Source organism: Nocardia sichangensis (genome assembly GCF_047200615.1).
GTDB classification, from domain to species: Bacteria; Actinomycetota; Actinomycetes; order Mycobacteriales; family Mycobacteriaceae; genus Nocardia; species Nocardia sichangensis.
Genome location: NZ_JBJZOK010000009.1, coordinates 53,721 through 80,351 on the forward strand (window position 1 = coordinate 53,721; position 26,631 = coordinate 80,351).

Sequence of the window (26,631 nt, forward strand, 5' to 3'; positions counted from 1 at the left end):
CCGGATGAACACCGGATGGCGTTCGCCCGGCTACTGGACGACCACCCCGGTTCCGGGGGCTGGACGGCCGTCCGGGCAGACTCGATAGTCCTATGGTGATCGAACGAGCCGTCCTGTCTCGTGCCCTGTGCGGCCTGTTGTTGCTGTTGGCCGCGTTCACCCCGATGCGAGCGGCCGCCGAACCGCTGGCGGTGCCCTATCAGTGGAAGCAAGCGTTCATCGACGGCACGGACGGCACCCGGCTGCACGCGGACGTCCTGCGCCCGGCCGGTGTCTCCGACGACACCCGCACACCCGTCATCCTGACCGTCAGTCCGTATCGCGCGCACCTGGCCTATCTGAGCGAGCCGCGCCTGACCGGCGGCCCGTCCACCGACAACCTCACTGCCGACCTCTTCCTGAACGCGGGCTACACCTACGTCATCGTCGACCTGCGCGGGTTCGGCGGCTCCGACGGTTGCCCGGACTTCGGCGGGCCGGGGGAGCGAGCCGATGTCGCCACGGCCGTGGAGTGGGCGGCGAGCCAGCCGTGGTCCACCGGCAGGGTCGGGCTGTTCGGCACGTCGTACGAAGCCTGGACCGGCCTGATGGGCCTGGCCGCCGCCCCGAAGGGCCTCGCGGCGGTGGGCGCGTTCGAGCCGGTCGTCGACCCGTACTCCTACCTGTACATGCAGGGCGTCTCGTGGAAGTTCTCCGGCAAACCGATCACCGAGAGCGGCGTGCGTCCCGCCGACTTCGCGGGACTCGAGCACCTGCTGATCGCCTCGACGCCACCGCGTCCGGAAGACTCCGGCGAATACCAGGCGAACGCGACGCAGTTGCCGTGGCAGTGCTACCAGCAATACCTGACCCAGATCGGCGACCACGATCCCGACACCGCCTTCTGGCGCGATCGCGACCTCGTCGCGCGGCTGCGCGGCGCCACGATTCCGCTGTTCCTCGGTCAAGGCTTCGTCGACTACAACACCCGTGCCTACCGTGTGTTCGATCTGTGGAACGGCCTCGGGCCCGGCGAGCACCGCGCCTGGTTCGGCCAGTGGGGACACCGCACCTGCCACGACAAATGCGGCACGCCCCACTTCGACACCGAGTTGCTCGCGTTCTTCGACAAGCACGTCGCCGCCCGCGACGTGCGGGTGCCCGGCCCGCCGATCACCGTCGGCCAGTTCGACGGCCGCTGGCGCGCGGAGAGCGCCTGGCCGCCCGCCGACGCCCGGCGGGTTCCGGTCGAGCTGCGGACCGGCGATTACACCGATCGCGGGTTGATTCCCGGACCCGATCGCGAGATCTGGTCGGTCTCCGCGCCGCTTACCGGCGAGCAGCATCTGTCCGGCATTCCCACCGCCATCCTCCGGCTCAGCGGCCCGCCGAACGCGACGGTCGCGGTCGAGCTCTACGACATCGCGCCCGACCTGCGCGCGACCGTCATCACCCGAGGGATCGCCCCGGTCCGCGACACCGCCGAGGTCAGGCTGCTCGCGCAGGACTGGCCGATCGCCGCGGGCCACCGCATCGGCGTGCGGATCACCGACGTGGTCGACGACGTGTGGTCGCACTCCCCCGCCCTCGCCGCGGTCACGGTGACCTCCGCGAGCATCGAGTTGCCCTTGTTGACGGCGACGCGCCGTCCCGATCTGCCGGGCGAGCTCACCGAAGGCATCGTGAAGTGGCGAAACGAGAAGACCATCGCCCTCGACCCGAGCATGTTGAACAATGCAACGGTGTCCATGAATCTGCCCGACCGCACCGGTGACCGATGACGGAGCCGGTCGACGACCTGACCGCCGAACGCCTCGCCACCGCGCTCCGGTGCGTGACGGTGTCCACCGACGACCCGCGCGACACCGACAGCGCGGCGTTCGACCGCCTCGACGCGCACCTGCGGACGTCGTTCCCCCGGGTGCACGCCGAACTCGAACTGCGGAAGTTCGCGCACAGCAGGCTCTACCGCTGGCCGGGCGCCGACCAGGACCGGGTGGCCGCGATCCTGCTCGCGCATCAGGACGTGGTCCCGGTGGACGACGCCAAGCGCTGGACCCACCCGCCGTTCGCGGGAGTGGTGGACGACGAGTTCATCTGGGGCCGCGGGGCGATCGACGACAAGAGCCGCGTGCTCGCCATCCTGGAGGCGGCCGAATCGGCGCTCGCCGCGGGCCTGCGCCCCCGGCACACCGTGTACCTGGCTTTCGGGCATGACGAGGAGGTCTTCGGCGGCGAGGGCGCCGAGCGCATGGCCGAGCATCTGCGGCAGGCGGGCGTGCGCGCCGAGCTGCTGCTCGACGAGGGCGGGGTGATCACCGCTGGCGTCGTCGATGGCGTGCGGCAGCCGGTGGCGACGATCATGCTCGGGGAGAAGGGCTACGCGACGGTCCGGTTGTCGGTCACCGAGGTCGGCGGGCACTCGTCCATGCCGGGCAGGCAGACGGCGGTCGGCCGGATCGCGCGGGCGGTGGGCCGCATCCAGGACCATCCGATGCCGCTGCGCCTGACCCCGGTGATCGCGGACATGCTGACCAGGGTGCGCGAGGTCATGCCCGCGCCGCGGCGACTGCTGCTGGGCCTGGCGAATCTCGCCGCACCGGTGGTCACCCGGGTGATGGCGGCCCAGCCGCAGACCGAAGCGATGGTGCGCACCACCACGGCGCCGACGGTGATCCGCGGCGGAGTGCGGGCGAACGTGTTGCCCCAGCGGGCCGAGGCCATGGTGAACTTCCGCATCCTGCCCGGCGACACCGTCGCCTCGGTGCTGGCGCACTGCCGGAAAGTTGTGCGCGACAAGGGGATTCGATTCGATCTGGTAGGCATGTCGTCGGAGCCGTCGCGGATAACGCGGCCCGGCCCCGCATTCGATCTGATCGCCGATCTCGCCCGCGCCGTCGTCCCCGGCATCGCGGTGACCACCGGCATCGTTCCCGGCGCCACCGACTCCAGGCACTACGACGACCTGGCGGGCACCCGGTGCAATTTCGCCCCGATCGTGCTGGACGAGCGCGACCTGGCCTCGATCCACGGAACCGACGAGCGCATCTCGCGAGTCAACTACGCTCGACTCATCGAGTTCAACCGGCGGCTGATCGAGCATTTCGCGACGGTCGGCGCGCCATCGACGTCAGGAGCGCAGGGATGACGACCGAGCCGCCGGCGGGCGACACCGCGTCCACCGAGCCGACCGCGATCCGCACCGAGTCCGGCGAGTTCGACGGTGTCGGCAGCGGAGTCGCCTGGCGGGCGTGGCTGCCGGAGGGCGCGGCGCGGGGCGTGATCGTCCTGGTGCACGGCGTGGCGGAGCATTCCGGCCGCTATGCCCATGTGGGACAGCGTCTGGTCGCCGCCGGTTTCGCCGTCTACGCGCTCGATCACATCGGGCACGGGAAGTCCGCGGGCAGCAAGGCCAACATCGGCTCCATGGCGGGCGCCGCGGACAACGTCGCCGCCATGCTGGACATCGCGACCCGAGAGCAACCCGGCGTGCCGCGCTTCCTGGTCGCGCACTCGATGGGCAGCCTGATCACCCTGTATCTGGCCACCCGCGCGCCGATCGACGTGGCGGGCATCGTGTTGTCCGCCCCGCCGCTGGACATCCCGGTGGGCAATCCGGTGCAGCGCATGCTCGCACCGGTGTTGAGCAGGCTCACCCCGAATCTGGGTGTGCTGAAACTGGATTCGTCGCAGATCAGCCGGGACCCGGCGGTCGTCACGGCCTACGACAACGATCCGCTGGTCTATCGCGGCATGCTGCCCGCGCGCACCGGCGCCGAGATGCTGAGCGCGACGAATACGGTCAAGCAGCGGTTGGCGAAGGTCACCGTGCCGCTGCTGGTGCTGCACGGCACCGCCGACGCGATCGCCGCGCCGTCCAGCTCCGACCTCATCGAGCGGGGCGCCGGGTCGGAGGACCTCACGGTGATCCGCTACGAGGGCCTCTACCACGAGGTGTTCAACGAGCCCGAGCAGCAGAAGGTGCTCGACGACGTCGTCGGCTGGCTGGAAGCGCACCTTACCGAACAGTAGTATCTCTCCATGAGTACTACCGGATCCATCGCGTTCATCCGCGCCAGCTGGCACAGCTCGATCGTCGAGAAGGCGTACGAGGGCTTCCGCGCCGAATACGCCGACCTCGGTTTCGATCCCGCGGGCATCGACGTCTACGAGGTGCCGGGTGCCTTCGAGATCCCGCTGCACGCCAAGCGCCTGGCGCATTCCGGCCGGTACGCCGCGATCGTCGCGTCCGCGCTGGTGGTGGACGGCGGCATCTACCGGCACGATTTCGTGGCCTCGGCGGTGATCGACGGGCTGATGCGGGTCCAGCTGGACACGGACGTGCCGGTGTTCTCGGTCGTGCTCACCCCGCACCACTTCCACGAGCACAGCGAGCACGTCACGTACTTCACCGAGCATTTCCTCACCAAGGGCGCCGAGGCGGCCCGCGCACTGGCGGGCACGCTCAGCTCGCTGCGATCGCTGCCGGTGTAGCGACTACCGGAACTTGTCCAGGCAGGCGCTCTCACCGTCCAGGACGCCGGTGCGGAACGCTTCGAGCCGCTGGTAGCCGCTCGGCACTACCTTTCCGTTCACGTCGGCGGCCGCCGCACCGTCGGCGAGCAGGCCGGAGACCGCTTCGTCCAGATCACCCGCGGACAGGTGCGGGTCGCTGCCCGGCTCGCTCAACTTGGTGGTCACCACGCCGCTGAGGCATGCGGTGCGCAGGCCCGCCGTCTCCGCGCCGGTCAGCGACAGCTTGCGATCCTGTTGCAGCGCGAGCACATAGCGCGAGACGAAGACGACGAACGCGTTGTAGTCGCCGTCCACGACCGCCGACAGCGGGTCGCCGTCGGTCATCGTTCCGCCGCGGCGGGCCAGAGCGGGCACGTCCGTGCCGATCCGGTTCGCGCTCGGGCAGTACGACACCGGCCGGGTGACGGCGCCGTCCGAGCAACCGCGGCCGACCCCGGAGTAGTCGAACTGCGGCGTCCGCGTGACCGGGAAGATCTTGGTCAGCGCCTGGCTCAGGCTGGTCAGCGCGGCGGCGTCCACCGGAAGTTGCGCCTGCTCCTCCCCGGGCTCGAAGGTGGTGGGGAGATTGCCGCGGCGCTGGGCGATCTCCTTCCTGGTGATCTTCTTGCACCCGTCGGCGCCGTCGGTGTAACCGATCTGCACCGCCGTCACCCGCTCGAAGGCCGAGCCGTGCACGTTGTCCGGATCGTTCGGGTCCCGGTCGCGCACCGCCACCGTGGCGCCGAGCACGGCGTTGAGGCCGTCGGTGGTGTTGAGCGTGAAGTGCGCCGAATTCCCTTCGGCCACATGGCGCAGGAATACACCGCCGAGGCAGTCCGCCTGCTGTTCCTGCACGAGCGGCGGGGTCAGCAGGCCCGCGAGTCTGGCCTGCCCTTGGATGGCGTGCCCGTACTCATGGGCGAGCACCATCACCACCGCCATCTCGCCGTACTTCTGCACCAGTTTCGGCAGCAGGACACCCCGGTCCCAGCCGATGGTGTGGTCACCGCCGCAGTAGGCCGCGTTCACCACCTGGTAGGTGTCGGACTTACAGAACTTGACCGACTGCGTTCTGGGCGCCTTGGCGTCCCAGGAGATGAACCTGGTCACCGGCTTGAACGTGCCGGGGAAGTGCGCGGGGTACTCCTTGGTCCAGAAGTCCTGCACGTCGGCGATCGTATTGAGGGCGAGCTTGTCGATGGCGCCGCCATCGCCGTTCTCCGCCGTGATCGGCGCGTCCGGCACACCCTTGCGGGGACCGTTCGGGCCCGAAGCCGTCATCGACCCGGCCAGTTCCCAGGTGTCGGCGGGCGGCGAGACCTGCCGTGCGGCACGGTCGTTCGTGCCCTGCGCGCATCCGGCCGACACCAGCGCCATCACCGCGAGCACGGCCACACCGAATCGCCTGTACTTCCTCATCGAACTCGCCTCCCCGAGTACCGCGTCTCGGGCTCGCCGAGCGCTCACATCGTAATCGCCGCGAGCGCGCTGCGCGCATCACAGCGCCACGATCGTCTCCGGATCGGCAAGGCGCGCAGCACTTTCACGCCTGGTCAGGTGCGCAGCAGGGAATCGGGTGCGGTCGATGACGGGAGCGGCCTCAGCGCGACAATCGAAGATCACCGGAAGCCGGCCGGGGCGCATCACGACTTGCCGGCGGCGAAGTTCGATGTGGCGGCCGTCGCGCGTGGTCTGTGCGCGCCCGACAGTGTGGGGTCACTGAAGGTGGATGTGGGAGAGCAGCGCTCGATGATCGGAGCCGGGGACCGAAAGGGTGCGCACCTCTTCGGCGGTGGCGTCGGCGAGCAGGATGTGGTCGATGCCGATCACCGGTCCCCACGCGCGGTCGGCGGGGAAGGTGGGCAGCAGGCCTGCGCCCGCCTGGTCGGCCGCCGAGGCGAAGCTTCCGCGTAGCAGGTCGCGGAAGGCGGTGTGGTCACGGGTCGCGTTGAAATCCGCGCCCACGATGGCCGGGCCCCGTTGCGCGTCGAGGATTTCCCTGGTCTTGCGCATCTCCGTCTGCCACGCGGGAAAATCGAACGGCGGCGGGACCGGATGGAACGCGAAGACGGTGATCGGTCCCCGTTCGGGGTGATCCATCGTCGCGGAGATGTTGTTGAGGATGTATCCGTCGTATTTCTTGGTGTCGCGCAGCGGATATCGGCTGTAGATGCCGGTGCCGCCACCGCCGTCGCGGGTGGGCTCGGTATAGTGGTAGGGCAGTTCACCGACCAGGCCCGCGCCCGCCAACCGCTCCAGCGCGGCGTCGGTCAGTTCGTCCACGGTCAGCACGTCGACCCGGTCGTCCCGCACCGCGCGCACAACGGCGGCCGGGTCGGCGCCGCCGAACAGCAGATTCGACTGCATGACGGTCAGCTTCGGACCGCCGGCTGCCCGGCCCTGCGGCACGAACGCGGGCACCAGCGTCCACAGCGTCGCCGCCGCCAGCACCCCGGCGACAGCGGCGCTGCGCCATCCGCGCGCGATCAGCAAGAGCACCAGGCCGACGATCGCGCCGATCATGAAGTACGACGCCCCCGACGCGAGCAACACCAGCACTCGCCGCTGCCACGCCCCGAAGTGCAGCGCTATCCCGATGGCGCCTGCGGCTACTGCGCACCACCCCACACCGAACAATGCCCGGTCCATCCATCTACGCATGCGGTCGAGCCTAGGCAATGCCGGTGAAGCTGTTGATCTGGTGCAGCTCGAGACCGGCACATAGGAAACCCGGCCACTTCGATGCCTTGCGATGTCCCTCGCCCGGGCGACGCACCTCGCGACTTCGCTGTCGGAGAATCAGCCCAGGTGGGCCGACAGCAGCCAGGCCGGAACCGACTTGCGGCCGCCGGGCTCGTCGCGTATCCCTTCGAACCGGACAGGCGCGCCCTCGGGCAACTCCGCGGGCAAGTCGGCGTGAATTCGCGCCGGCCTGATCTCATCGATCGTCCAATACTTCGACACCACCTCCCGAAGCTCATCGGCGGTGACCGGCGATGGCCCCGGCTGGGGCACTTCGGGCAGGCCCGCCCGGTCGAACACGAGCGCGAAGTAGGACGCACCCGGCGCGGCGGCGCGTGCGATCGCCTGCTGGTAACCATCCCGCGACTCGACCGGGATCGAATGGAACAGCGTGCTGTCGACAATGGTGCCGAAGCGGCCGTCGTAGCCGGTGAAAGAAGTGATGTCGGCGACCTCGAACGAAGCGCTCGTCAGGCCGCGCCGGGTTGCCTCGGCACGTGCCAGCTCGACCGCGGTCGGCGACAGATCCAATCCCACGATGGAGTAACCCCGCTCGGCCAGATACAGCGAGATCGCCGCCTCCCCGCAGCCGACGTCGAGCACGTCACCGTGGAATTTCCCTTCGTCGATCAGGGCGGCGAGTTCGGGTTGGGGTTCGCCGATACTCCACGGTGCTTTGACACCCGGACCGAACGGGCCGCCGGTGCCCCTATAGATGGCATCGAAATCGAAATCCTCTGGCGTCGTCATAGCAAACGAATATCAGTGCACCTGTCCGATGTCGGGGACCCTCGCCCACAACGCGCTCGATCCGCTCGACGGGCGGGGATGACACCGGGGCTGGGCGAGATCTCCCGCACCGCTCGACACGCCACTGATCGAAGCCGGACCGTGGGCTGGGCGGCGGATCGTCGTCCATGACGAAGTCGGCCGGTCTACCCTTGGCCCAGAACTGATGGCGACGTGACGAGGGGGAAGAATGTACGTCGAGCAATTTCGCGCACAGGGACCGCTCACCGCCGAGATCGCGGAAGAGCTGGCATTCATTCCGGGCTCGTATCGTTCGTCCATCACGATCAGCGGCAACGGCCGCAGCGTGCACGCGCCCGTCCTGCCGGTGGCCTGGGACGTCCTGCGAATCCGCTCCGGCACCGAGGTCACCGTCACTACCGCGAACGGGCTCGGCGACGAAGACCGGCTCGCCTTGCGCCGGTTCGTCGATCGCTTCCAGATCTTGACCGGCGCCGCGAACACCCCACCGCAGGACGACCTGGCGTGCGGGAGTCCGTGACCCGGCCCGCGCAGTGGAGATCACCGCGCGGGCCTGGTGGTGATCCCACACCGAGCAGCGCCTCGTCCGGCCGGTGGTCGACTTGGGCGCCGCATGGAGACCGCGCGCAGGAACGTGGATCGGCCGATTCGCTCCCTGCCGAGATATAGCGGCACATTCGGCCGGGCGAACGAGCCGATGGCCACGGAACCGGCGCGCGACGCACACCGGTTCGGCGGACCGCAACGTCAGTGGGCGTGCCGACTCATGGCCTCGGTCAGCGCGGCGGTGTCCGTGGTGAGCGATCCGCCGGTGAATTCGAGTGTGGCATGCGACCTTTCGGCCGCCGCCGGATGACCGGCGCCGCACGCGTCGGTGACGATGATCGGCAGATAACCCAGGTCCAGGCTGTGCCGAACCGTCGGCTCGATGCCCACCTCCATGGCGATGCCCGCCACGGCGTAGGTGTCGATGCCGCAGTCGCGCAGCGCGAAGTCCAGCGGGGTGGCCGCGAACGCCGACATGGTGATCTTGTCGAACACCACCTCGTCCGGACCCGGCGTCAACTCGGGCACCAAGTGGAATTGCGGCGAACCCTGCGGGAAGCTCGAACGCACGTCCGCCGGGTCGTCCACCCGCTGCCAGGACATCGCGGTGCGCAGCTGGGCGACGCCCGACGCCGCCACCGGCAAGGACATGTGCCGGGTGTAGAACACCCGGAAACCCCCCGCCCGGGCGGCGTCGCGCAGCCGCACGCACGCGCGCACGATCTCCTCGCCGCCGGGAATCTGCCGCACGATGCCGACCTGCATGTCGTAGATGAGCAGCGCCATCCGCGCGGGATCGCAGGCCTCCTGCACGGTCTGCGGGATGCTCAGGCCGAAGGCGTGGCGCATGCTCACGCGGTCCGGTCGTAGGGCTCGGCGACGTCGACGGCGGGATCCATCAGCGCCTCCAGCGGCAACGGCGCCTGCACCGGGACGAACGTCCATTCCAGGTATCCGGCCTTGGTGAGCGGGAAGTCCGCGACGTACTTCCGCGCCTCCTCGACGCTGTCGACCTCGAATACGATCACCACGCCGGGCTCGTCGGCGCGGGCGTAGTTCTCGCGGACGATGCCCGCCTTCCACAGCCGCCACACGTTGGCGACCTCCTCGGGCAGGTACGGGTTGATCGTCTCCAGGGTGACGCCTGGCTTGAAGCGGTCGAAAACGATGACCTTCACGATGTTTCGCTCCATGATTGCGGTGGTCGATACCAACGGCATTCATGGAATCGCGATGATTACAGTGTTACAAGAACGCACTTTTCAGTGAGTACCCGGAGGACAGGTGCCCGACAAGCGCTACAACTGCGCCGTGGAGGTGACCGTCGACCTGATCGGCGGCAAGTGGAAGCCGGTGATCCTGGCCCACTTGAAGGAGGGTGTGCACCGTTACGGCGAGTTGCGCAGGCGGATGCCGACCACCAGCGAGAAGATGCTGGTCCAGCAGTTGCGCGAACTGGAGTCCGACGGCTTGGTCCGCCGCACCACCTTCGACACGGTGCCTCCGCAGGTCGAATACACCCTCACCGACGAGGGCCGCACACTCGTCCCGGTCCTCACCGCGCTCTACGACTGGGGCGAACAGCGCGCCGCCCGCGCGGGTCTGACCGTCGGTCCTTGAGCCCGGCCGCGGGCTCGATTTCGTCAGGCCGAAAGGGACGTGCGCGCGGACAGGAACCTCACGCGCCGAAGACTCGTTCGACGACCGCTTTGGCGCGCCGGGTGACGCGCATGTAGTGGTCGAGGAATTCGCTGCCGTCGTCGTTGGGCCACCCCGCGACGCGGGCGACGGCGGAAAGCAGCCGCCCCGGACCCGGTAGCTGATCGCTGGGTTTGCCGCGTACCAGGACCAAGGCGTTGCGGGCATTGGTGGCGGTCAGCCACGCGTCGCGCAGCAGCGCGACGTCCTGAGCGTCCAGCAGCTCGGTTCGCTCGATCACGTCCAGCGCCTCGAGTGTGGAGGTGTTGTGCAAGCCGGGCACCTCGTGGGCGTGCCGCAACTGCACCAGCTGAACCGTCCACTCGATGTCGGCCAGGCCCCCACGCCCCAGTTTGGTGTGCGTGGCCGGATCGGCGCCGCGGGGCAACCGCTCGGCGTCCACTCTGGCCTTGATCCGCCGGATCTCGCGCACCGCCTCGGCGGACACACCGCCCTCCGGGTACCGCACCTTGTCGATGACGTGCAGGAAACGCACCCCGAGTTCCTGGTCACCGGCCACTTGGTGCGCGCGCAGCAACGCCTGCACCTCCCAGGGTTGCGCCCACTGCTGGTAGTACGCCTCGTAGGCGGCCAACGTGCGCACCAGCGCGCCGTTGCGCCCCTCCGGGCGCAACCCGGCGTCCACGTGCAGCGGCGGGTCGGTGCTCGGCGCGCCGAGCAGCTGCTGCACCCGGTCGGCCACCCCGATCGCCCACTTCACCGCCTTGGTCTCGTCCTCGCCCGGCCGCGGGTCGCAGACGAACAGCACGTCCGCGTCCGAGCCGTACCCGAGCTCCATGCCACCGAGTCGGCCCATGCCGATCACCGCGATGTCGGCAGGCGCGGGCGCACCCCGCTCCGCTTCGCCCGCCCGGATCACCGCACGCAACGACGCCTCGAGCACCGCCACCCACACCGACGACAACGCCCGGCACACCTGCGGCACTTCGAGCATGCCCAGCAGATCGGCCGACGCCACCCGCGCGAGTTCGTGCCTGCGCAGCGAACGGGCCGCGGCCACGGCGCGTTTCGGATCCTCGTAGCGCGCGGCGGCGGTGAGGATGCCGCGGGCCACCTCGTCGGGCTGCGGTCCGAGCAGCAGCGGGCCACTCGGGCCGTCGGCGTACATCCGGATCGTCTCCGGCGCGTTGATCAGCAGATCGGGCAGGTACTCGGAGGAGCCGAGCACGATCATCAGCCGCTGGGCGATCGCCCCCTCGTCGCGTAGTTCGCGCAGGAACCAGATCTGGTCGGCGAGCCCCTCCGACACGCGGCGATAGGCCAGCAGGCCCGCGTCGGGATTCGGTGTCTCACCAAGCCATTCGAGCAGCGTCGGCAGCAGCAGGGCTTGGATGCGCCCTTTGCGGGACACGCCGCCGGTGAGGGCCTTCAGGTGGCCGAGGGCGTGTTCCGGCGCCGCGTAGCCGAGAGCGGCCAGCTGCCGGATGGCGGCTTCGGGGCTCAGGCGCAGCGCGTCGGGTTCCAGCCGCACCACCGAATCCAGCAGCGGCCGGTAGAACAGCTTGGCGTGCAAGCGCCGCACGCGCACCGCGTTCCGGCGGATCTCGCTGCCCAGCACACCCACCGCGTCCTGCCTGCCGTCGGGCCGGATGTGCGCCGCGCGGGCCAGCCAGCGCATGCCCTCCTCGTCGTCGTCGGCGGGCAGGGTGTGGGTGCGACGCAACCGCTGTAACTGGAGCCGGTGTTCCAGCAACCGCAGGAACTCGTAGGAAGCCGTGAGATTGGCCGCGTCGTCGCGACCGACGTAGCCGCCCGCGGCCAGCGCGGTCAGCGCCTCCACGGTGCCCTGCACGTGCAGCGTCTCGTCCACCCGCCCGTGCACCAATTGCAGGAGCTGCACGGCGAATTCGACGTCCCGGAGGCTGCCGCGCCCCAACTTGAGTTCGCGTTCGCGCAGGTCGGCGGGCACCAGATCCTCCACGCGGCGGCGCATCGCCTGCACGTCGGCGACGAAATCGGGACGCTCCGACGCCGACCACACCATCGGCATGAGCGCGGCTCGGTACTGCTCGCCGAGTGCGATGTCACCGGTCGCCGGACGATTCTTCAGCAGCGCCTGGAACTCCCAGGTGCGTGCCCAGCGCTTGTAGTAGGCGATGTGCGAATCCAGCGTCCGCACCAGCGCACCGGCCTTGCCCTCCGGCCGCAGCGCCGCATCTACCTCGAAGAACGCCTGGCTCGCCACGCTCATCATCTCCGCGGCCAGACGCGTGGCGGTGGCGTCGGCGGGCTCGGCGACGAACACCACGTCGACGTCGCTGACATAGTTCAATTCGCGCGCGCCGCACTTGCCCATCGCGATCACGCCCAGCCGCACCGGCACCGGCTCGTCCTTGCAGACCCGCGCCACCGCCACCGCCAGCGCAGCGGTCAACGCGGCGTCGGCCAGGTCGGTGAGCTGCCTGCCGACCACCTGGTAGGGCAGCACGGGCTCGTTCTCCACCGTGGCTGCCAGATCCAGCGCGGCCAGCAGCATCAAGTGATCGCGGTACCGCTTGCGCAGCGACGCCGCCACTTCGGGACCCGAGATCGCGGCGCGGAACAGCATCGGGGTCGCGTTCGGCCCCTCCTCCGGTGCCGCGTCGACCACGGCGAGCAGATCGGCGATCAGCTCGTCGCGTCCAGGTAACTCCTTGCGGCGCAAGCCTTCCCACGACTCCGGCGCCGCGACGAGATGATCGCCGAACGCGCTGGAGGAGCCGAGCAGCGCGAACAGCCTGCCCCGCAGCGACGTATCCGTACGGATGGCCGAATCGACCGCGTCCCAACCGTCCCCGATGCTCTCGCGCAATCGCATGAGCGTGCTCAACGCGAGGTCGGCGTCCGGCGCGCGGGACAGCGACCACAGCACGGGAATGCTCTCGACGTTGTCCCAGCCCAATTCGCGCAGCGACGCGGCGGCGGACGGCTCGAGCAATCCGAGCCGACCGACACCGGGGACAGCGGAGCGCGCAGAGGGGGGCCGGACCATGGTTCTCAAATTACCTGGCCGCGATCGGGGGCACGCCGCCCCCGGGCATCGCTCGGATTACAACCCCAGGTATTCCTTGAGCTCGAACGGCGTGACCTGGCTGCGGTAGTCCGCCCACTCCCGGCGCTTGTTGCGCAAGAAGAAGTCGAACACGTGCTCGCCCAGGGTCTCGGCGACCAACTCGGAGCGCTCCATCGCTTGCAGCGCCTCGTCCAGTGTGCCGGGCAGCTCGCGGAAGCCCATCGCGCGCCGCTCGGCGACGGTCAGCGACCACACGTCGTCCTCGGCCTCCGGCGGCAGCGTGTAGCCCTTCTCGATGCCACGCAGACCGGCCGCGAGCAGCACGGCGAAGGCCAGGTAGGGGTTGCACGCGGAATCGGGGCTGCGGATCTCGACGCGCCGCGAAGAGGACTTGTTCGGTGTGTACATCGGCACACGGACCAGGGCGGAGCGGTTGGACCGGCCCCACGAGGCCGCCGTGGGCGCCTCGCCGCCGTGGATGAGGCGCTTGTAGGAGTTGACCCACTGGTTGGTGACCGCGCTGATCTCCGGGGCGTGCTCGAGGATGCCCGCGATGAACGCGCGCGCCGTCTCCGACAGGTTGATCGGGTCGTCGGGGTCGTGGAAGGCGTTGGTCTCGCCCTCGAACAGGCTCATGTGCGTGTGCATCGCCGAGCCCGGGTACTGGGCGAACGGCTTGGGCATGAAGGTCGCGCGCACGCCCTCGTCGATGGCCACTTCCTTGATCAGGTAGCGGAAGGTCATCACGTTGTCTGCCATGGACAACGCGTCGGCGTAGCGCAGGTCGATCTCCTGCTGGCCCGGAGCGCCCTCGTGGTGGCTGAACTCCACGGAGATGCCCATGGACTCCAGCGCGTCGATGGCGTGGCGGCGGAAGTTCGGCGCCGAATCGTGCACGGCCTGGTCGAAGAAGCCGCCGGTGTCGGCGGGGACCGGGACACCGTCACGCGTGCCGTTCTCCAGCAGGAAGAACTCGATCTCGGGGTGCACGTAGCAGCTGAAGCCGACGTCGCCCGCCTTGTTCAGCTGACGGCGCAGCACGTGGCGCGGGTCGGCCCAGGACGGCGAGCCGTCCGGCATGGTGATGTCGCAGAACATGCGCGCGGAGTGCTGATGGCCCTTGCTCGTGGCCCACGGCAGCACCTGGAAGGTCGACGGATCCGGCCGGGCGACCATGTCGGCCTCCGAGACACGGGCGAAGCCCTCGATGGCCGAGCCGTCGAAACCGATACCCTCTTCGAACGCGCCCTCCAGCTCGGCAGGCGCGATCGCGACGGACTTCAGGTAACCCAAGACGTCGGTGAACCAGAGACGTACGAAGCGGATGTCCCGCTCTTCGAGCGTCCGCAGCACGAATTCCTTCTGGCGATCCATGTCCGCGAGCGTAAGCATCCGGCGTTAAATCTGTGTTACATACACGCTTAAGATTGCTGACCTGGTTTTTTCGGAAGACTCCGCACAGTCGGATCGTCCGGTTTGTGAGATTCTTCCGGACCGGGCAGCATCGCGTGACCGATCAGCAACCGCGCGCGCCCGGCTCAGCAGGTGAGGCCGGCGGCGGGCTCGGTCAGGTCGACCAGATAGGCGATCACCGCGTCGTCGACGCAGGGGACGCCGCCCGCCAGCGCCACCGTGTGCCGGTTGCCCTGATAGGTGATCAGCGCGGCGCCCAACTGGTCGGCCAGGTCGACTCCGGCCTGGTACGGCGTCGCCGGGTCCTCGGTGGTCGACACCACCACCGTCTTCGGCAGACCGGTCACCGAGATGCGATGCGGTTCACTCGTGTTCGGCACCGGCCAGGCGGTGCACAGCTCCAGCGGCGCCGCGCCGGTGCCGCGCCCGTCGTCCAGGAACGGGGCCGCTTTCCGGTATTCGGCGTCCTGGCGTCCGGCGACCCCGCGATCGGTGATGCGCGGATCGTCCACGCAGCGGATCGCGTTGAACGCGTCGCTGGTGTTGGCGTAAGTGCCGTCGTCGCGACGTCCGTCGTACAGGTCGGCCAGGGCCAGCAGCGTATCGCCGCGCCCGTCGCGCAGCTCGGACAGCCCGAGCGTGAGCACCTTCCACAATTCGTCGGTGTAGAGCGCCTGGCGCACGCCGGTGAGCGCGTCGCCGTAGGTCAGACCCCGCGGATCGGTGGTCGGCGCCGGCTTGTCCCACAGCGGGTTCACCAACGCGCGGAACCGCGGCACCGCCTGCGCCGGGTCGGCGCCCAGCGGGCAGTCGGGCTGCCGCGCGCAGTCGGCGGCGTAGGCGTCGAACACCTTCTGGAAGCCCGCCGCCTGGCGCAGCGACTCCTGCACCGGATCCTGCGAGGAGTCGATGGCGCCGTCCAGCACCATGGCGCGCACGTGGTCGGGGAACCGTTCCGCGTACGCCGAACCGATCTTGGTGCCGTAGGAGTAGCCGACGTAGGTCAGCTTCGGGTCGCCGAGCGCGGCGCGCATGATGTCGAGGTCCTGCACGACCTCGCGGGTGCCGACGTGGGCGAGGAACTCCTTCCCGGTCCGATCGGCGCAGCGGCCCGCGTACCGGCGGTTGTCGGCCTCGGCGTCGGCGATGCCCGCCGGGGTGTAGTCGTCCTCCGGCTCGGCGCGCTCGGAGTCTTGCTCCTGAGGTGTCTGGCAGACGATCGAGGGGGTGGAAGAACCGACACCGCGCGGGTCGAAGCCGATCCGGTCGAAGCGCTCGGCCAATTCCGTCTTGTTGCCGAGCGACGACAGGCCGAGACCGGACTCTCCCGGCCCGCCCGGATTCATCACCAGCGAACCGACCCGCCGCCCGGTCGCCCGCGTCCGGGAGATCGCGATCTGGGCGGTCGGCCCGTCGGGCGCCGCGTAGTCCACCGGCACGGTGATCCGGGCGCACTCGGTGCTCGGCGACAGCCGGTCGTCCGGCCCGCCGAATCCGTTGCAGTCACCCCACTGCACCGCCTGGCCGTAGAACTTCTCCAGCCCGGTGGGCGGCGTGGGTGCAGGCTGCCCCGTTTCGGTGCGGGTGACGGCGCACCCCGCAACCAGCACAGCCAGCGACGCCAGCACCGCCACCGGGAGTGCACCGCGCCCATTCCGCACCATCGACATGCTGTCGATACTGCCATCGGGCGAACGCGGTGGCCGCCCCGGGCAAACCCCGTGCCGCGCTGTGACCAATCGCACCGGTCATCGGCCTTAATCCGCCTCGGTGGCGGGTGGCACACTGAAATCGTCAGACACTCCCGGGGACCCGGACGGGCCCCGAGGCGACACAGACGAAAGGGACGATGATGTCCGTATCCGACTCGGAAACCCCTGCCTACGGTGCGGCCCCCGCCGAGCCCAAGAAGATGCGCAAGACCCGGGTGCACCACCTGCAGCAGATGAAAGCCGACGGGGAACGCTGGGCGATGCTGACCGCCTACGACTATTCCTCGGCGCGGCTGTTCGAAGAAGCGGGCATTCCCGTGCTGCTGGTCGGCGATTCCGCGGCCAACGTGGTGTACGGCTACGACACCACCGTGCCGATCACTGTCGACGAGCTCATCCCGCTGGTGCGCGGGGTGGTGCGCGGCGCGCCGCACGCGCTGGTCGTGGCCGACCTGCCGTTCGGCACCTACGAGTCCTCCCCGCAGCAGGCGCTGGCGACGGCGACCCGGTTCATGAAGGAGGGCGGGGCGCACGCGGTGAAGCTGGAGGGCGGCGAGCGGGTCGCCGAGCAGATCGCGCTGATCACCGCGGCGGGCATCCCGGTCATGGCGCACATCGGCTTCACCCCGCAGAGCGTGAACACCCTCGGCGGATTCCGCGTGCAGGGTCGTGGCGACGGCGCCGAGCAACTGATCGCCGACGCCATCGCCGTTCAGGAGGCGGGCGCGTTCTCCGTGGTGATGGAGATGGTCCCGGCCGAACTGGCGGGGCAGGTCACCCGCAAGCTGACCATTCCGACCGTCGGCATCGGCGCGGGCGCCGACACCGACGCGCAGGTGCTGGTCTGGCAGGACATGGCAGGCTACACCAGCGGCAAGACCGCGAAGTTCGTCAAGCGCTTCGGCAACGTCGGCGACGAATTGCGTGCCGCAGCCGCTGCCTACGCCGACGAAGTGCGCCGGGGCACCTTCCCCGCGGCGGAGCACAGTTTCTGAAATCGCCACCTCCCTTTGATATACTGACGTATATCCGTATATCAAGGGAGGTGCGGAGCATGACGCGGACCATAGTCGATCTCGACGACGGCGCACTGGCACTCGCTCAGCAGCAGCTGGGCACACGCACCAAACGTGACACGATCAATCGGGCTCTGGCCATCGCGGCGGGCCTGACCGCGGACGATCGCGCCCGCAGTTTGGCCTGGCTGCAGGCTAATGCCGAGGACGTTTTGGACTTCGACGTTCTGGCAGGCGAGGAGCATCCCCAGCGGTGACCTACCTCGCCGATACCTCGGCCGTGTGGCGACTGCTCCGCGGCCAGGTCGATGATCCATGGCCCCGCCAGGTGGCGCAAGGACTCGTCGCGATCTGTCCGCCGGTCGAAGCCGAGCTCATGGTTTCCGTTCGATCGGGCAAGGACTTCGAACCGTTTTTCGCTGTTCTCGGACGCACGTTCGGCTGGTACCCCGCGCTCGACGATCCCTGGCGCCACGTGTTGGCGGTGCAGCGTGATCTGGTCCGCATCGGCCATCATCGCGGGCCGTCGCCGATGGACATCGTCATCGCGCTCACCGCGCTCGAGCACCGCCTGACGCTCATTCACGCGGACGCGGACTTCGACTCGATCGCGAAGGTACGACCGGAACTTCCGATGATTCGCGTCGACCGATAGAACTCGGGAAGTGCGGCAGGTAGAGCGACGCCACTCGATCACCCTGCGTCGGTGGCGAACCGAGTCCGGCCGACGCTCTGTCTCCGGGCAGCGATTCTCTGTCCATCGAGCGGCTCGGGCGTCGCATGAACACCGAAACTGCTCGACGAGCTGCGCGCGCACTTCGGCTGAACTCTTCCCACCGAAAACGGCCGGTTCGGTCCGGTCGGCGGAATCAATGGCAGACTCGATGCCGACAATACCGACACGACCAGAGGTACCCATGCCGTACAGCCGTTGGATTTCACGCAGCACCCTGCTGGTGGCGGGCGCTCTCACCGCCGCCGCGTTGACCGCTTGCGGCAGCGACTCGGGCCCGGCGCCCACCGGCAGCTCGAGTTCCACCACGGTGTCGGCCACCGCCGCTCCTGGCACGACCTCCGGCCGCGTCACGCCGACGAGCCCGGAGATCTCCGACGCGGCCGCGACCCAGCTGTGCGACATGATCCGGCCGGAGTTGTCCAACTGGCGGATCCAGGGCGGGACCCTGGGCAAGATCGGGCTGAACGCCCTGGTGCACGAGTGGGCGCTGCGCAACGGCGGCATCAACGGCGCGGTTCTGGCCGACAAGCCGATCGTCGACCGCGCCACCGTCAAGAGCTGCCCGGATGTCCGTCAGCAGGCCGTGGAGGCGCTCGGCATCCCGGATCTGGCCTCTGGTCTGGCGTTCTGAGCCGGGCGGCCGGATGCGCACCCTCTATCCCGAGATCGAGCCGCATGACTCCGGCATGCTCGCCGTCGGCGACGGTCAGTCGGTCTACTGGGAAGTCAGCGGCGATCCGGCCGGTAAGCCGGTCGTCTTCCTGCACGGTGGGCCCGGCGGCGGCACCGCGCCGTTCCATCGGCGCTTCTTCGATCCGGCCGCCTACCGGATCGTGCTGTTCGACCAGCGTGGTTGCGGCCGCTCCACTCCGCACCTGGCCGACGGCGCGAGTCTGGAACACAACACCACCGGCCACCTGATCTCCGACATCGAGAGGCTGCGCGAACATCTCGGCATCGATCGCTGGCAGGTGTTCGGCGGTTCCTGGGGCTCCACGCTCGCGCTGGCCTACGCGCAGCGACACCCCGATCGGGTGACCGAACTGGTGTTGCGCGGCATCTTCCTGTTGCGCCGCAAGGAAATCGACTGGTACTACAACGGCGCGGCGGGTTGCGTCTATCCGGACGAGTGGGAGAAGTTCCTCGCGCCGGTGCCCGAAGACGAACGCGATCAAGACCTGGTCGAGGTCTACCACCGCCTGCTGCACTCGGCCGACGAAGACATCGCCCGCACGGCCGCGATCGCCTGGTCCAGCTGGGAGGGCGCGACGAGTTCGCTGCTGCCGCATCCGGATCGGGTGGCCGAGACGTCCGAGCCGCGATTCGCGCTGGCGTTCGCGAGGATCGAGAATCACTACTTCCGGCACGGCGGGTTCCTCGAAGAGGGCCAGCTGCTGCGTGACATCGACGCCATCGCGCACATCCCGGCCGTGCTCGTGCAGGGCCGCCACGACATCGTCTGTCCCGCGGTCAGCGCGTGGGAGTTGCACCGAGCCTGGCCCGGGTCGGTCCTGCACATCGTCGACGACGCGGGGCACGCGGCGAACGAGCCCGGCATCACACATCACCTGGTCGAGGCCACCGACCGATTCGCGAAAGCGCGGACCAGCACGGTGATCACGGCGGGGTCCGCTCTGGTGGACGCGTTGCGCGAGGACATCGACCGGCTCGCGGCCGCCGAACCCGAGGTCCGCGCGGACGCGGAGGACTCGGTCCATCAGATGCGGGTGGCCACCCGCAGGCTGCGCAGCGTGTTGCGGTCCTACGGCAAACTGCTCGCCAAGAAGCCCGCCGCCGCGATGGGCGCGGAACTCAAGTGGCTGGCCGGGTTGCTCGGTGAAGCGCGGGACGCGGAGGTGCGCGCCGATCGGTTCGCCACGCTGCTGGCCGATCATGCCGAGCGAGCCGACCCGGCGGAGCTCGACGCGGTCACCGCGCGGCTGGTCGACGCCGAGCGGGAGCGCTATCGCGCGGCGCACGACGAGGTGCTGACCGCGTTGGACGGCGCCCGCTACCGCGCGCTGCGCGACGAGCTGTCCCGATGGCGCACCGACCCGCCGCTGCGCCACTCACGCGCCGACGCGGCGGCGCCGGACGTGTTCCGGGAGGTGCTGCGGCGCGACCTCGACCGGGTGGAATCCCTGATCCGCGCCGAGCCCACCGTCGATCCGCTCGAACGGGTGGAACTGCTGCACGACATCCGCAAGAGCGCCAAGCGGCTGCGGTACTCGTGCGAGGCGGCGCAGCAGGTCCTCGGCGACGACGCCGCCGATCGCGGCGTCCGGGCGAAGAAGCTGCAGACCGTGCTCGGCGACCATCGGGACGCGGTGGAGTCGCACGACGCGATCCTGCACCGGGCGGCCGAGGCCGCGGCGGCGGGCGAGCGTGCCGGCCTATACGAGGCCCTGGCGGCCACGGAGGACGCCGCGGCGGGCCGTGAACTGAGCCGCTATCCGGCCACCGCCGCGGCGCTGTTCGGAGCGGCCGTCATCACGGGGTGATCCGGTGTCCCGGCGCTGAGCCGGTCGAGACGAGCCGATCACCGCGTTCGCCGACCAGCAGCGCCGCGGGCGGTGCCGTGACCGGTAGCGGTCGTCCGCGGCCGGGATACGACGCGGCCGCGCGTCCGGAGTCGGCAATTCGGGCCGCCTCGTGTCCGGTCGGCAACGCGGCCACCCGCCCGCGGTCGATCAACCCAGCTCGCTGGCCCACGGTCGGTCAACCCAGCTCGCTGGCCCACGGTCGGTCAACCCAGCTCGCTGGCCCACGGTCGGTCAACCCAGCTCGCTGGCCCACGGTCGGTCAACCCAGCTCGCTGGCCCACAGTCGACAACACGGCTCGCTGGCCCACAGTCGACAACACGGCCGCAACCCACGGTCGGCCGCAGTGCAGACCTCTGCTCATCGGCACGTCGCGAGACGAGGTCGTGTACGGCGCGGCCGCCGCTGCCGTTCACGCAGGGTAGGTGAAGGACACCTTCCGTTCCCTCGGGTCGGCCGACAGCAGCCGCACCCGCACGGTCTCGCCTTCCGGCGGTTTCCCCTCACACGGGCCCAGCACCGGCGGGTCGGCGACGAAGACCACGGCGGGCCGGTTGCCGTTGGCCTCGCGCACCACGACGGCGTCGAACGTCGCTCCGGTACGTGGCGCGAGCAGGGTCGATTCGGTCAGGTCGATGCAGGCGCGTTCGATCTTGCCCGCGACGCTGTCGCTGCGCCGCATGGTCTCGGCGGCGCTCACCAGCCCCTCCCGCACCCAGCGCGGCACCTCGGCCCCCGCGCACCGGGCCAGGCAGATCTCGGTCGCGAACCGGTCCGACAACCGCCGCAGCGGAGCGGTGACGTGCGCGTACGGCGCGCCGATCGCGCTGTGCCGCAGAGCTTCCGGCGCGTGCGGCGCTCCTGCCGCGCCGTCGACGACGGTGTAGGAGGCGCCGCGCAGCAAGCTCGTCGCCTCGGACATCAGGACCAGTGCCGCGGGAGTGCCGGTGTCCAGCCGGGCCAGCATCCGGCCGACAGCTTCGCCGTCGGGCCAGGCCACGCCCAGCGCCTGCGCGGTCCGGCGCATCGACTCGATCGCGGATTCCGACGGTGGCGGCATGGTGCGCAGCAGCGCGACCCGGTCCAGTGCGGGCGCGTGCCCGTCCAGCATGATCCGCGCCGCGCACATGCCGGTCAGCAGCGAGACCTGCTCGTTCCAGTCGTCGGCGGCGGTGCGCGGTTCCACCACCAGGCGCCAGTGCCCGTCGGCGTGCTCGTCCTGGACCACGCTTTGCGCGGGCAACCGCAGCCCGATCGCGCCGCGCGCCAGCCCCGCCTCGATGCGCCGCGTGCCGAATTCCGGCAGGGCCGCGATCGAGGGATGCAGCCGACCCGACTCCGCGTCGGCCTGCACACGGGAGTAGTCGAGCCGGGCACGGGAGCGCACCAGGGCGCGGACAACCGAGTACCGCACCGGTTCGGCCTGCTCGTCGAGTTCGATTGTCCACAGCGCGGCCGGGCGCGTCCGGTCCGGAAGCAGGCTGGCGGACCCTTCCGACAACGCAGGTGGGTGCAGCGGCACGGTGCCGTCGGGAAGATAGAAGGTCTGGCCCCTGGCGCCGGACTCTTTGGCGAGCGCGCCGTCGGGGAAGATCACGGCGCCCACGTCGGCGATGGCGTAATGCACGAGGAAGCCGCCGGGGCCGCGTTCGATATGCAGGGCCTGGTCCAGATCCATGGCCCCGGGTGGGTCGATCGTCACGAACGGGATGTCCGTGCGATCGACCCGGTTGCCCGCGAACGCGTCGACCGCGTCGCGGGCCTCGGCACTGGCCTCGGCGGGGTACGCCGAGGCCAAGCCGAACTCGGACCGGATGGCGCCGAAATCGACCGGCGCCGACACGATCCGCTGGTGGAGTTCCACGCTGCGGCGCCGAGTCCTACTGCAGCGCCAGCATGGAGCCGTTCAACTGGTCGAACGGCCCGTAGACGGTGAACGTGACCCGGCCGTTCGGCACCGAGGACGACACCTGAGCCGCCGCGTCCAGCGCCTCGCCGAAGGAGGCGGCGGACGGATGCGGCAGCCCGGCGATAGCCAGACCGACATGATTCTGGTGCACCCATACCGTGTCGGCGGGACTCAGGTCGACCTGAACCCCGCCCGGCAGCGGGGTGACCGCGACCGCGCCGGCCGACCCCGCACCCAGCACCGCGAAAACCGAAGCGGCGCCTGCGACCAATGCGCCGGCGACCATGGAGCGAACTACTCGCATATGTGTTGAGACCTGCTTTCCCGCGATCGAAGTATGAATGGCCCGGTGCTGCCCCGCACCGGCCCTTACCAACGGCGACTACTTTATGACGTCGATCACGATCAGGGCCAGTTCCGCACGAATCGGACAGCGGAAATTCTCGCCCCGCGACACGACCCGGGCGGCGCTGCTAACGTGGCCCGCCGTGACGGGCGTGGGTTCGCCCGCACGTTTGGATATGTCCCGCACGTCGACAATTTGGGAGCTCCACAGCTATGTCATCGATTTTGTTCGACTACCTCTTGCCGCTGCTGGGCCCGGAGCAGGCCGCGTACTGGGCGCAGGTTTTCGTGATCAACCCGATCTGACCGCGCGATTCTTTTTCCCACTGCTCGTCGCCTCCCGTTAACCTGACGGGAGGCGGCGGTGGTTATAGGCGGCTAGCATGCCGCTCCGTGACAAGAACTACCGCCGCCATCGCGGCCAGCGCCACCCTCTTCGCCCTGCTCCTCACCGGGTGCGGGGACGACAAGACCAGCAATGCCACCTCGTCCGCCACCACCACGGCGGCACAGGCCGCCGCCCAGGTCGACAGCGTGAAGGCGGGCGCGTTCCTCGTCAGCTTCCGCGGCGCGTTCCCCAAGCTGGCCGAGGGCAAGGACGACGCGAAGATCGCGAGCATCCTGACCGAAACCTGCGGGGACATCAAAGCGGGCAAATCCGAGGACGACGTCGTCAAGAACATCACCAAGCGCGCGGGCGGCGCCACCCAGCCCAGCGCCGAGGAAGCCAAGGCGATCTACCAAATGGCCAAACTGATGTGCTGACCCCGCGCTATACCGGCGTGCTTCGCACACCCGCCGAGCTCGCGGAACGCGACCTCGCGCGGAGTAGAGCCGGAGTGCGGAGCACGCGCCGGCGGGCGGACGAGTTGGTCTGTAAGCCGGATCCTGTCCCCGGCCTGAGCCGGGAGGCGGCCATCCATCTGGGCACTCCGTTGCCGGGTACCTCGAGCGGTCCACCCGCAGGCTCGGGCGAGCAGCCCTCGAGCGCCTGCGCAGCCGCACCGTAACCGGTGCGGCCTTCGACCTTGCTCCGGGCGGGGTTTACCGAGCCGCCCCGGTCACCCGGGGCGCTGGTGCGCTCTTACCGCACCGTTTCACCCTCACCGCACGACCGCTAGGCCGTGGGCGGTCTCTTTTCTGTGGCACTTTCCCGCGGGTCACCCCGGGTTGCCGTTAACAACCGCCCTGCTCTGTGGAGTCCGGACTTTCCTCGGCGCCGGGCGGCGGCACAGCCGTGCCCGTTCCCAGCGCCGCGGCCGCCCGACCAACTCGTCCGCCAGAACAGGATACTGGGTACGGTTGATGGCCATGGAACGTGTCGAGGTCGGCTTCCCATCCGGAAGCGAACAGTGCGCGGCGTGGCTATATCGCCCGGACGGCGCACCCAAACCCCGCCCGCTAGTGGTGATGGGACACGGCCTGGGGGCCAATCGGGAAATGGGACTGGATCGGTACGCGCGGCGTTTCGCCGCCGCGGGAATGGCGGTCCTGGTATTCGACTATCGGCATTTCGGCGCAAGTCAAGGCACGCCGCGCCAGTTGCTGAACATCGCGCGCCAGCGCGCGGACTGGCATGCCGCCATCGCGTTCGCGCGCACGCTGCGCGGCATCGACGCGACCCGGATCGCATTGTGGGGCACGTCGTTCGGCGGCGGCCACGTGCTTTCGGTCGCACCGGACGATGCCTACATCGCGGCCGTGGTCGCGCAGGTGCCGTTCACCAGCGGCCTGTCCTCGGCGTTGGCCAAGGGGCCGATCAGCCTGGTCAAGGTCACCACCATCGCGGCCACCGACCTGCTGCTCGGAACGCTCCGGCGCAAGCCGGTCGGCATTCGGCTGGCCGGACGCCGCGGCGCCGCGGCGCTGATGAGCGCGCCCGACGTACCGGACGGCTTCCGCAGGCTGACCGACGAGAGCGAGACCTATGAGCCGAAAGTGGCCGCGCGAGTAGCGTTCTCGGCACTCTTCGACGCACCCGCGCGGCGCGCGAAGGCACTGAAGATGCCGGTGCTGTACGCGCTGTGCGATGACGATTCCGTCGCGCCGGTGAAATCGGCGCTGCGCGCCGCCGAACGCACCAAGCACGCGGTGGTGAAACGTTATCCCGCCAAGCATTTCGACATCTATTTCGACGAGGTCTTCGAGAAGACCGTGTACGACCAAACCGAATTCTTGGTGTCGGTGCTGCGACCATAGGGCGTTCGCGGCCCGGCCCGGCGGCCGGGCCGCACATCGGTGCCGCGCTCGGTAGATTGCGAAAGAGCACGCGTCGATCGAAACGAGGCACCGATGATCGATCCCTTGATCCTGGAACAACGGCGCGGCCGATTGCTGCACCGGGTACGCGAGTTGCGGCGCGACCTCGCGGCGCTGGCCGACGACTACGGCGCGTTGCCGGATTCCGGGCTGCTGATCGACACCGACGGGATCGGCGCGCTCACCACCCCCGGCTACTGCGTCGCCGGGGCACGCGAAGTCTTCGAAGAAGCGCTGATCGAACTCGCGGCGGCCGCCGACGCGCTCGACCGCGCCGCGGCGTACACGGCCCGGCTGAAACCCGTTGTGCTGGACGGCTGAACCTGTCGGTGCCCGGCGCTACTGTCCGTGCCATGCAGCCCTCCACCGCCGCGGTCGCCGAGATCGTGCGTCGGATCGCGCCCCTCGACGAGCTCGAGCGACGGCACATCGACACGACGCTGGCGTGGCTCGCGTCGACCGACGACATCTTCCGGCGGGCCAGACCGGCGACCCCGCCGCGGCACCTGGTCTGCTATGTCGTGCTGGTCGATCCGGCGGCACGGGCGGTGCTGCTGGGCAAGCATCGCCTTGCCGGGTTGTGGTTGCCGACCGGAGGGCACGTCGATCCGGGCGAGCATCCGCTCGATACCGCGCGGCGAGAAGCGCCGAGGAGATCGGCGTCGAGGCCCGATTCGACGTCATCGGGCCCGACCCGCTGTTCCTCACCGTCACCACCACGGTCGGCTCGGACTCCGGTCACGAGGACGTCAGCCTCTGGTATGTCATCCGCGGTGACCGCGCCGACGGCCACGCCCTGGATCCGCGCGAGTTCGACGGTGAACGATGGTGGGAACTGGACGGATTCGCCCGCCACGACACCGACCCGCACTTCGGACGTTTCCGCACCAAGCTCGACATCGCTCTGCGACCCGCCGCCGACTGAGGTCCCTTCGAGTCGACGGCGGCGGCCGATGGTGTCACGATGGCGCGGATGATTGTCAGGCTTGCGCGAGAGGACGACCTCGCCGGTTTTCTCGAACTGGCGGGGCAGGTCGAGCACTGGTTCGGCGCGTCCGCCGACGATGCCGGATTTCGCGCCGCGGTGCTGCGGCACGTGCGGCACGGTACGGCGCTCGTCGCCCGGTCCGCGGGGGCGGAAGAGCTCGGCGGCATCCTGTTCGGCTCGAACCCGCCGACCTACCGGGTGCATTGGCTGGTCGTCGCGGAACAGGCGCGCGGGCACGGGATCGGCCGGGCGCTGACCACGGACGCGATCCGCCGTTACGTGCCGACTCCCGGCACGCTCGAAGTGGTCACCTTCGGGCCCGACCATCCCGGCGCGGTCGCCAGTGGTGCGCGCGCGTTCTACGAGAACCTGGGCTTCCATCCCGCGGAGGAGGCGGATCCCGGGCCAGAGGGCGGATCTCGGCAGTTCTACCGGCGGCGCGTGTAAG

General features: G+C 69.5%; 27 protein-coding genes, 1 other RNA gene and 1 pseudogene. 17 read left to right on the forward strand and 12 right to left on the reverse strand.

The window, feature by feature from the left end:
• The first annotated feature begins 92 nt into the window (after positions 1-92).
• The 4 genes from ACL03I_RS14690 to ACL03I_RS14705 are packed head-to-tail and all read left to right on the forward strand — an operon-like array spanning position 93 to position 4,473.
• Positions 93-1,760 (forward strand): CocE/NonD family hydrolase, encoded by a 1,668-nt coding sequence (locus ACL03I_RS14690; protein WP_412806209.1) that lies wholly within the window; start codon positions 93-95, stop codon positions 1,758-1,760.
• Positions 1,757-3,127: a M20/M25/M40 family metallo-hydrolase gene (locus ACL03I_RS14695; protein ID WP_412806210.1), complete on the forward strand. Its 1,371-nt coding sequence runs from the start codon at positions 1,757-1,759 to the stop codon at positions 3,125-3,127. Before ACL03I_RS14690 ends, ACL03I_RS14695 begins: the two co-directional genes overlap by 4 nt.
• The gene (locus ACL03I_RS14700) at positions 3,124-4,011 is read left to right on the forward strand and encodes an alpha/beta hydrolase (RefSeq protein WP_412806211.1); all 888 of its coding nucleotides are present in this window, start codon (positions 3,124-3,126) and stop codon (positions 4,009-4,011) included. Before ACL03I_RS14695 ends, ACL03I_RS14700 begins: the two co-directional genes overlap by 4 nt.
• 9 nt (positions 4,012-4,020) lie before the next feature.
• Positions 4,021-4,473: a 6,7-dimethyl-8-ribityllumazine synthase gene (locus tag ACL03I_RS14705; protein ID WP_364427783.1), complete on the forward strand. Its 453-nt coding sequence runs from the start codon at positions 4,021-4,023 to the stop codon at positions 4,471-4,473.
• 3 nt (positions 4,474-4,476) lie between these two features.
• Here the strand turns inward: ACL03I_RS14705 and ACL03I_RS14710 are convergent, their stop codons facing one another.
• From ACL03I_RS14710 to ACL03I_RS14720, 3 genes are all read right to left on the reverse strand, one after another.
• On the reverse strand, positions 4,477-5,913 hold the full coding sequence (locus ACL03I_RS14710; RefSeq protein WP_412806212.1) for a neutral zinc metallopeptidase: 1,437 nt from the start codon (positions 5,911-5,913) through the stop codon (positions 4,477-4,479).
• Between the two features lie 297 nt (positions 5,914-6,210).
• On the reverse strand, positions 6,211-7,155 hold the full coding sequence (locus tag ACL03I_RS14715) for an endonuclease/exonuclease/phosphatase family protein (RefSeq protein ID WP_412806213.1): 945 nt from the start codon (positions 7,153-7,155) through the stop codon (positions 6,211-6,213).
• Between the two features lie 138 nt (positions 7,156-7,293).
• On the reverse strand, positions 7,294-7,986 hold the full coding sequence (locus ACL03I_RS14720) for a class I SAM-dependent methyltransferase (protein WP_412806214.1): 693 nt from the start codon (positions 7,984-7,986) through the stop codon (positions 7,294-7,296).
• Between the two features lie 229 nt (positions 7,987-8,215).
• Here ACL03I_RS14720 and ACL03I_RS14725 point away from each other — a divergent pair, with 229 nt between their 5' ends.
• On the forward strand, positions 8,216-8,527 hold the full coding sequence (locus ACL03I_RS14725; protein WP_412806215.1) for a hypothetical protein: 312 nt from the start codon (positions 8,216-8,218) through the stop codon (positions 8,525-8,527).
• Positions 8,528-8,754: 227 nt separating this feature from the next.
• Here ACL03I_RS14725 and ACL03I_RS14730 read toward each other — a convergent pair whose 3' ends face one another.
• Both ACL03I_RS14730 and ACL03I_RS14735 read right to left on the reverse strand, forming a co-directional pair.
• Complete coding sequence (locus ACL03I_RS14730; protein WP_355072994.1) at positions 8,755-9,402, reverse strand: cysteine hydrolase family protein; 648 nt, start codon at positions 9,400-9,402, stop codon at positions 8,755-8,757.
• 2 nt (positions 9,403-9,404) lie between these two features.
• On the reverse strand, positions 9,405-9,731 hold the full coding sequence (locus tag ACL03I_RS14735; protein WP_040865768.1) for a YciI family protein: 327 nt from the start codon (positions 9,729-9,731) through the stop codon (positions 9,405-9,407).
• A 106-nt stretch (positions 9,732-9,837) separates the two neighbouring features.
• On the opposite strand from ACL03I_RS14735, the gene ACL03I_RS14740 reads away from it, so the two are divergent.
• A complete protein-coding gene (locus ACL03I_RS14740) occupies positions 9,838-10,173 on the forward strand; it encodes a winged helix-turn-helix transcriptional regulator (RefSeq protein ID WP_355072814.1) in 336 nt (111 codons plus the stop codon).
• Positions 10,174-10,231: 58 nt separating this feature from the next.
• Here the strand turns inward: ACL03I_RS14740 and ACL03I_RS14745 are convergent, their stop codons facing one another.
• From ACL03I_RS14745 to ACL03I_RS14755, 3 genes are all read right to left on the reverse strand, one after another.
• Positions 10,232-13,243, reverse strand: a complete 3,012-nt coding sequence (locus tag ACL03I_RS14745) for a bifunctional [glutamine synthetase] adenylyltransferase/[glutamine synthetase]-adenylyl-L-tyrosine phosphorylase (protein WP_356965079.1) — start codon at positions 13,241-13,243, stop codon at positions 10,232-10,234.
• A 57-nt stretch (positions 13,244-13,300) separates the two neighbouring features.
• On the reverse strand, positions 13,301-14,638 hold the full coding sequence (glnA, locus tag ACL03I_RS14750) for a type I glutamate--ammonia ligase (RefSeq protein ID WP_355072810.1): 1,338 nt from the start codon (positions 14,636-14,638) through the stop codon (positions 13,301-13,303).
• 164 nt (positions 14,639-14,802) lie between these two features.
• Positions 14,803-16,341, reverse strand: a complete 1,539-nt coding sequence (locus ACL03I_RS14755) for an alpha/beta hydrolase (RefSeq protein WP_412806296.1) — start codon at positions 16,339-16,341, stop codon at positions 14,803-14,805.
• A 188-nt stretch (positions 16,342-16,529) separates the two neighbouring features.
• On the opposite strand from ACL03I_RS14755, the gene panB reads away from it, so the two are divergent.
• The 6 genes and pseudogenes from panB (at position 16,530) to ACL03I_RS14785 (ending at position 20,642) form a co-directional block, all read left to right on the forward strand.
• Positions 16,530-17,384 carry a 3-methyl-2-oxobutanoate hydroxymethyltransferase gene (gene panB, locus ACL03I_RS14760; RefSeq protein ID WP_379252999.1) on the forward strand — a complete coding sequence of 285 codons (855 nt, stop codon included), beginning with the start codon at positions 16,530-16,532 and terminating at the stop codon, positions 17,382-17,384.
• Between the two features lie 59 nt (positions 17,385-17,443).
• A complete protein-coding gene (locus ACL03I_RS14765) occupies positions 17,444-17,662 on the forward strand; it encodes a DUF2191 domain-containing protein (protein WP_355072809.1) in 219 nt (72 codons plus the stop codon).
• Positions 17,659-18,060 carry a PIN domain nuclease gene (locus tag ACL03I_RS14770; protein WP_355072807.1) on the forward strand — a complete coding sequence of 134 codons (402 nt, stop codon included), beginning with the start codon at positions 17,659-17,661 and terminating at the stop codon, positions 18,058-18,060. Before ACL03I_RS14765 ends, ACL03I_RS14770 begins: the two co-directional genes overlap by 4 nt.
• 262 nt (positions 18,061-18,322) lie before the next feature.
• A complete protein-coding gene (locus ACL03I_RS14775; RefSeq protein ID WP_355072805.1) occupies positions 18,323-18,772 on the forward strand; it encodes a hypothetical protein in 450 nt (149 codons plus the stop codon).
• Between the two features lie 13 nt (positions 18,773-18,785).
• Positions 18,786-19,733: pseudogene (pip, locus tag ACL03I_RS14780) on the forward strand (prolyl aminopeptidase); the annotation flags it as partial.
• A 45-nt stretch (positions 19,734-19,778) separates the two neighbouring features.
• Complete coding sequence (locus ACL03I_RS14785) at positions 19,779-20,642, forward strand: CHAD domain-containing protein (protein ID WP_412806297.1); 864 nt, start codon at positions 19,779-19,781, stop codon at positions 20,640-20,642.
• Here the strand turns inward: ACL03I_RS14785 and ACL03I_RS14790 are convergent.
• The 3 genes from ACL03I_RS14790 to ACL03I_RS14800 form a co-directional block, all read right to left on the reverse strand.
• On the reverse strand, positions 20,632-20,853 hold the full coding sequence (locus tag ACL03I_RS14790) for a hypothetical protein (protein ID WP_412806216.1): 222 nt from the start codon (positions 20,851-20,853) through the stop codon (positions 20,632-20,634). The two genes, ACL03I_RS14785 and ACL03I_RS14790, sit on opposite strands and share 11 nt — an antisense overlap.
• A gap of 241 nt (positions 20,854-21,094) precedes the next feature.
• Positions 21,095-22,546, reverse strand: coding sequence for an RNB domain-containing ribonuclease (locus ACL03I_RS14795; RefSeq protein WP_355072802.1), 1,452 nt, complete (start codon positions 22,544-22,546; stop codon positions 21,095-21,097).
• A 16-nt stretch (positions 22,547-22,562) separates the two neighbouring features.
• Positions 22,563-22,877, reverse strand: coding sequence for a hypothetical protein (locus ACL03I_RS14800; protein WP_228827325.1), 315 nt, complete (start codon positions 22,875-22,877; stop codon positions 22,563-22,565).
• A gap of 452 nt (positions 22,878-23,329) precedes the next feature.
• Here ACL03I_RS14800 and ACL03I_RS14805 point away from each other — a divergent pair, with 452 nt between their 5' ends.
• Positions 23,330-23,701 carry a hypothetical protein gene (locus ACL03I_RS14805; protein WP_355072800.1) on the forward strand — a complete coding sequence of 124 codons (372 nt, stop codon included), beginning with the start codon at positions 23,330-23,332 and terminating at the stop codon, positions 23,699-23,701.
• 96 nt (positions 23,702-23,797) lie between these two features.
• On the opposite strand, the gene rnpB is transcribed toward ACL03I_RS14805, so the two are convergent.
• Positions 23,798-24,211, reverse strand: an RNA gene (rnpB, locus tag ACL03I_RS14810) — RNase P RNA component class A.
• A 36-nt stretch (positions 24,212-24,247) separates the two neighbouring features.
• On the opposite strand from rnpB, the gene ACL03I_RS14815 reads away from it, so the two are divergent.
• The 4 genes from ACL03I_RS14815 (at position 24,248) to ACL03I_RS14830 (ending at position 26,630) form a co-directional block, all read left to right on the forward strand.
• Positions 24,248-25,135: an alpha/beta hydrolase gene (locus tag ACL03I_RS14815; protein WP_355072799.1), complete on the forward strand. Its 888-nt coding sequence runs from the start codon at positions 24,248-24,250 to the stop codon at positions 25,133-25,135.
• Positions 25,136-25,228: 93 nt separating this feature from the next.
• Positions 25,229-25,516, forward strand: a complete 288-nt coding sequence (locus ACL03I_RS14820) for a hypothetical protein (RefSeq protein WP_355072797.1) — start codon at positions 25,229-25,231, stop codon at positions 25,514-25,516.
• Positions 25,517-25,548: 32 nt separating this feature from the next.
• Positions 25,549-26,172: an NUDIX domain-containing protein gene (locus ACL03I_RS14825; protein ID WP_412806217.1), complete on the forward strand. Its 624-nt coding sequence runs from the start codon at positions 25,549-25,551 to the stop codon at positions 26,170-26,172.
• Positions 26,169-26,630, forward strand: a complete 462-nt coding sequence (locus ACL03I_RS14830; RefSeq protein ID WP_412806218.1) for a GNAT family N-acetyltransferase — start codon at positions 26,169-26,171, stop codon at positions 26,628-26,630. Before ACL03I_RS14825 ends, ACL03I_RS14830 begins: the two co-directional genes overlap by 4 nt.
• Position 26,631 lies beyond the last annotated feature (1 nt).

Bases quoted from the DNA above. Each gene is read 5' to 3' on its own strand.
- ACL03I_RS14710 (WP_412806212.1), bottom strand. From the start codon at position 5,913: ATGAGGAAGTACAGGCGATTCGGTGTGGCCGTGCTCGCGGTGATGGCG.
- ACL03I_RS14765 (WP_355072809.1), top strand. From the start codon at position 17,444: ATGACGCGGACCATAGTCGATCTCGACGACGGCGCACTGGCACTCGCT.
- ACL03I_RS14700 (WP_412806211.1), top strand. From the start codon at position 3,124: ATGACGACCGAGCCGCCGGCGGGCGACACCGCGTCCACCGAGCCGACC.
- ACL03I_RS14830 (WP_412806218.1), top strand. From the start codon at position 26,169: ATGATTGTCAGGCTTGCGCGAGAGGACGACCTCGCCGGTTTTCTCGAA.
- ACL03I_RS14800 (WP_228827325.1), bottom strand. From the start codon at position 22,877: ATGGTCGCCGGCGCATTGGTCGCAGGCGCCGCTTCGGTTTTCGCGGTG.
- ACL03I_RS14715 (WP_412806213.1), bottom strand. From the start codon at position 7,155: ATGCGTAGATGGATGGACCGGGCATTGTTCGGTGTGGGGTGGTGCGCA.
- glnA (WP_355072810.1), bottom strand. From the start codon at position 14,638: ATGGATCGCCAGAAGGAATTCGTGCTGCGGACGCTCGAAGAGCGGGAC.
- panB (WP_379252999.1), top strand. From the start codon at position 16,530: ATGTCCGTATCCGACTCGGAAACCCCTGCCTACGGTGCGGCCCCCGCC.
- ACL03I_RS14820 (WP_355072797.1), top strand. From the start codon at position 25,229: ATGATCGATCCCTTGATCCTGGAACAACGGCGCGGCCGATTGCTGCAC.
- ACL03I_RS14690 (WP_412806209.1), top strand. From the start codon at position 93: ATGGTGATCGAACGAGCCGTCCTGTCTCGTGCCCTGTGCGGCCTGTTG.
- ACL03I_RS14720 (WP_412806214.1), bottom strand. From the start codon at position 7,986: ATGACGACGCCAGAGGATTTCGATTTCGATGCCATCTATAGGGGCACC.
- ACL03I_RS14725 (WP_412806215.1), top strand. From the start codon at position 8,216: ATGTACGTCGAGCAATTTCGCGCACAGGGACCGCTCACCGCCGAGATC.
- ACL03I_RS14695 (WP_412806210.1), top strand. From the start codon at position 1,757: ATGACGGAGCCGGTCGACGACCTGACCGCCGAACGCCTCGCCACCGCG.
- ACL03I_RS14730 (WP_355072994.1), bottom strand. From the start codon at position 9,402: ATGCGCCACGCCTTCGGCCTGAGCATCCCGCAGACCGTGCAGGAGGCC.
- ACL03I_RS14825 (WP_412806217.1), top strand. From the start codon at position 25,549: ATGCAGCCCTCCACCGCCGCGGTCGCCGAGATCGTGCGTCGGATCGCG.
- ACL03I_RS14775 (WP_355072805.1), top strand. From the start codon at position 18,323: ATGCCGTACAGCCGTTGGATTTCACGCAGCACCCTGCTGGTGGCGGGC.
- ACL03I_RS14745 (WP_356965079.1), bottom strand. From the start codon at position 13,243: ATGGTCCGGCCCCCCTCTGCGCGCTCCGCTGTCCCCGGTGTCGGTCGG.
- ACL03I_RS14815 (WP_355072799.1), top strand. From the start codon at position 24,248: ATGGAACGTGTCGAGGTCGGCTTCCCATCCGGAAGCGAACAGTGCGCG.
- ACL03I_RS14755 (WP_412806296.1), bottom strand. From the start codon at position 16,341: ATGGTGCGGAATGGGCGCGGTGCACTCCCGGTGGCGGTGCTGGCGTCG.
- ACL03I_RS14705 (WP_364427783.1), top strand. From the start codon at position 4,021: ATGAGTACTACCGGATCCATCGCGTTCATCCGCGCCAGCTGGCACAGC.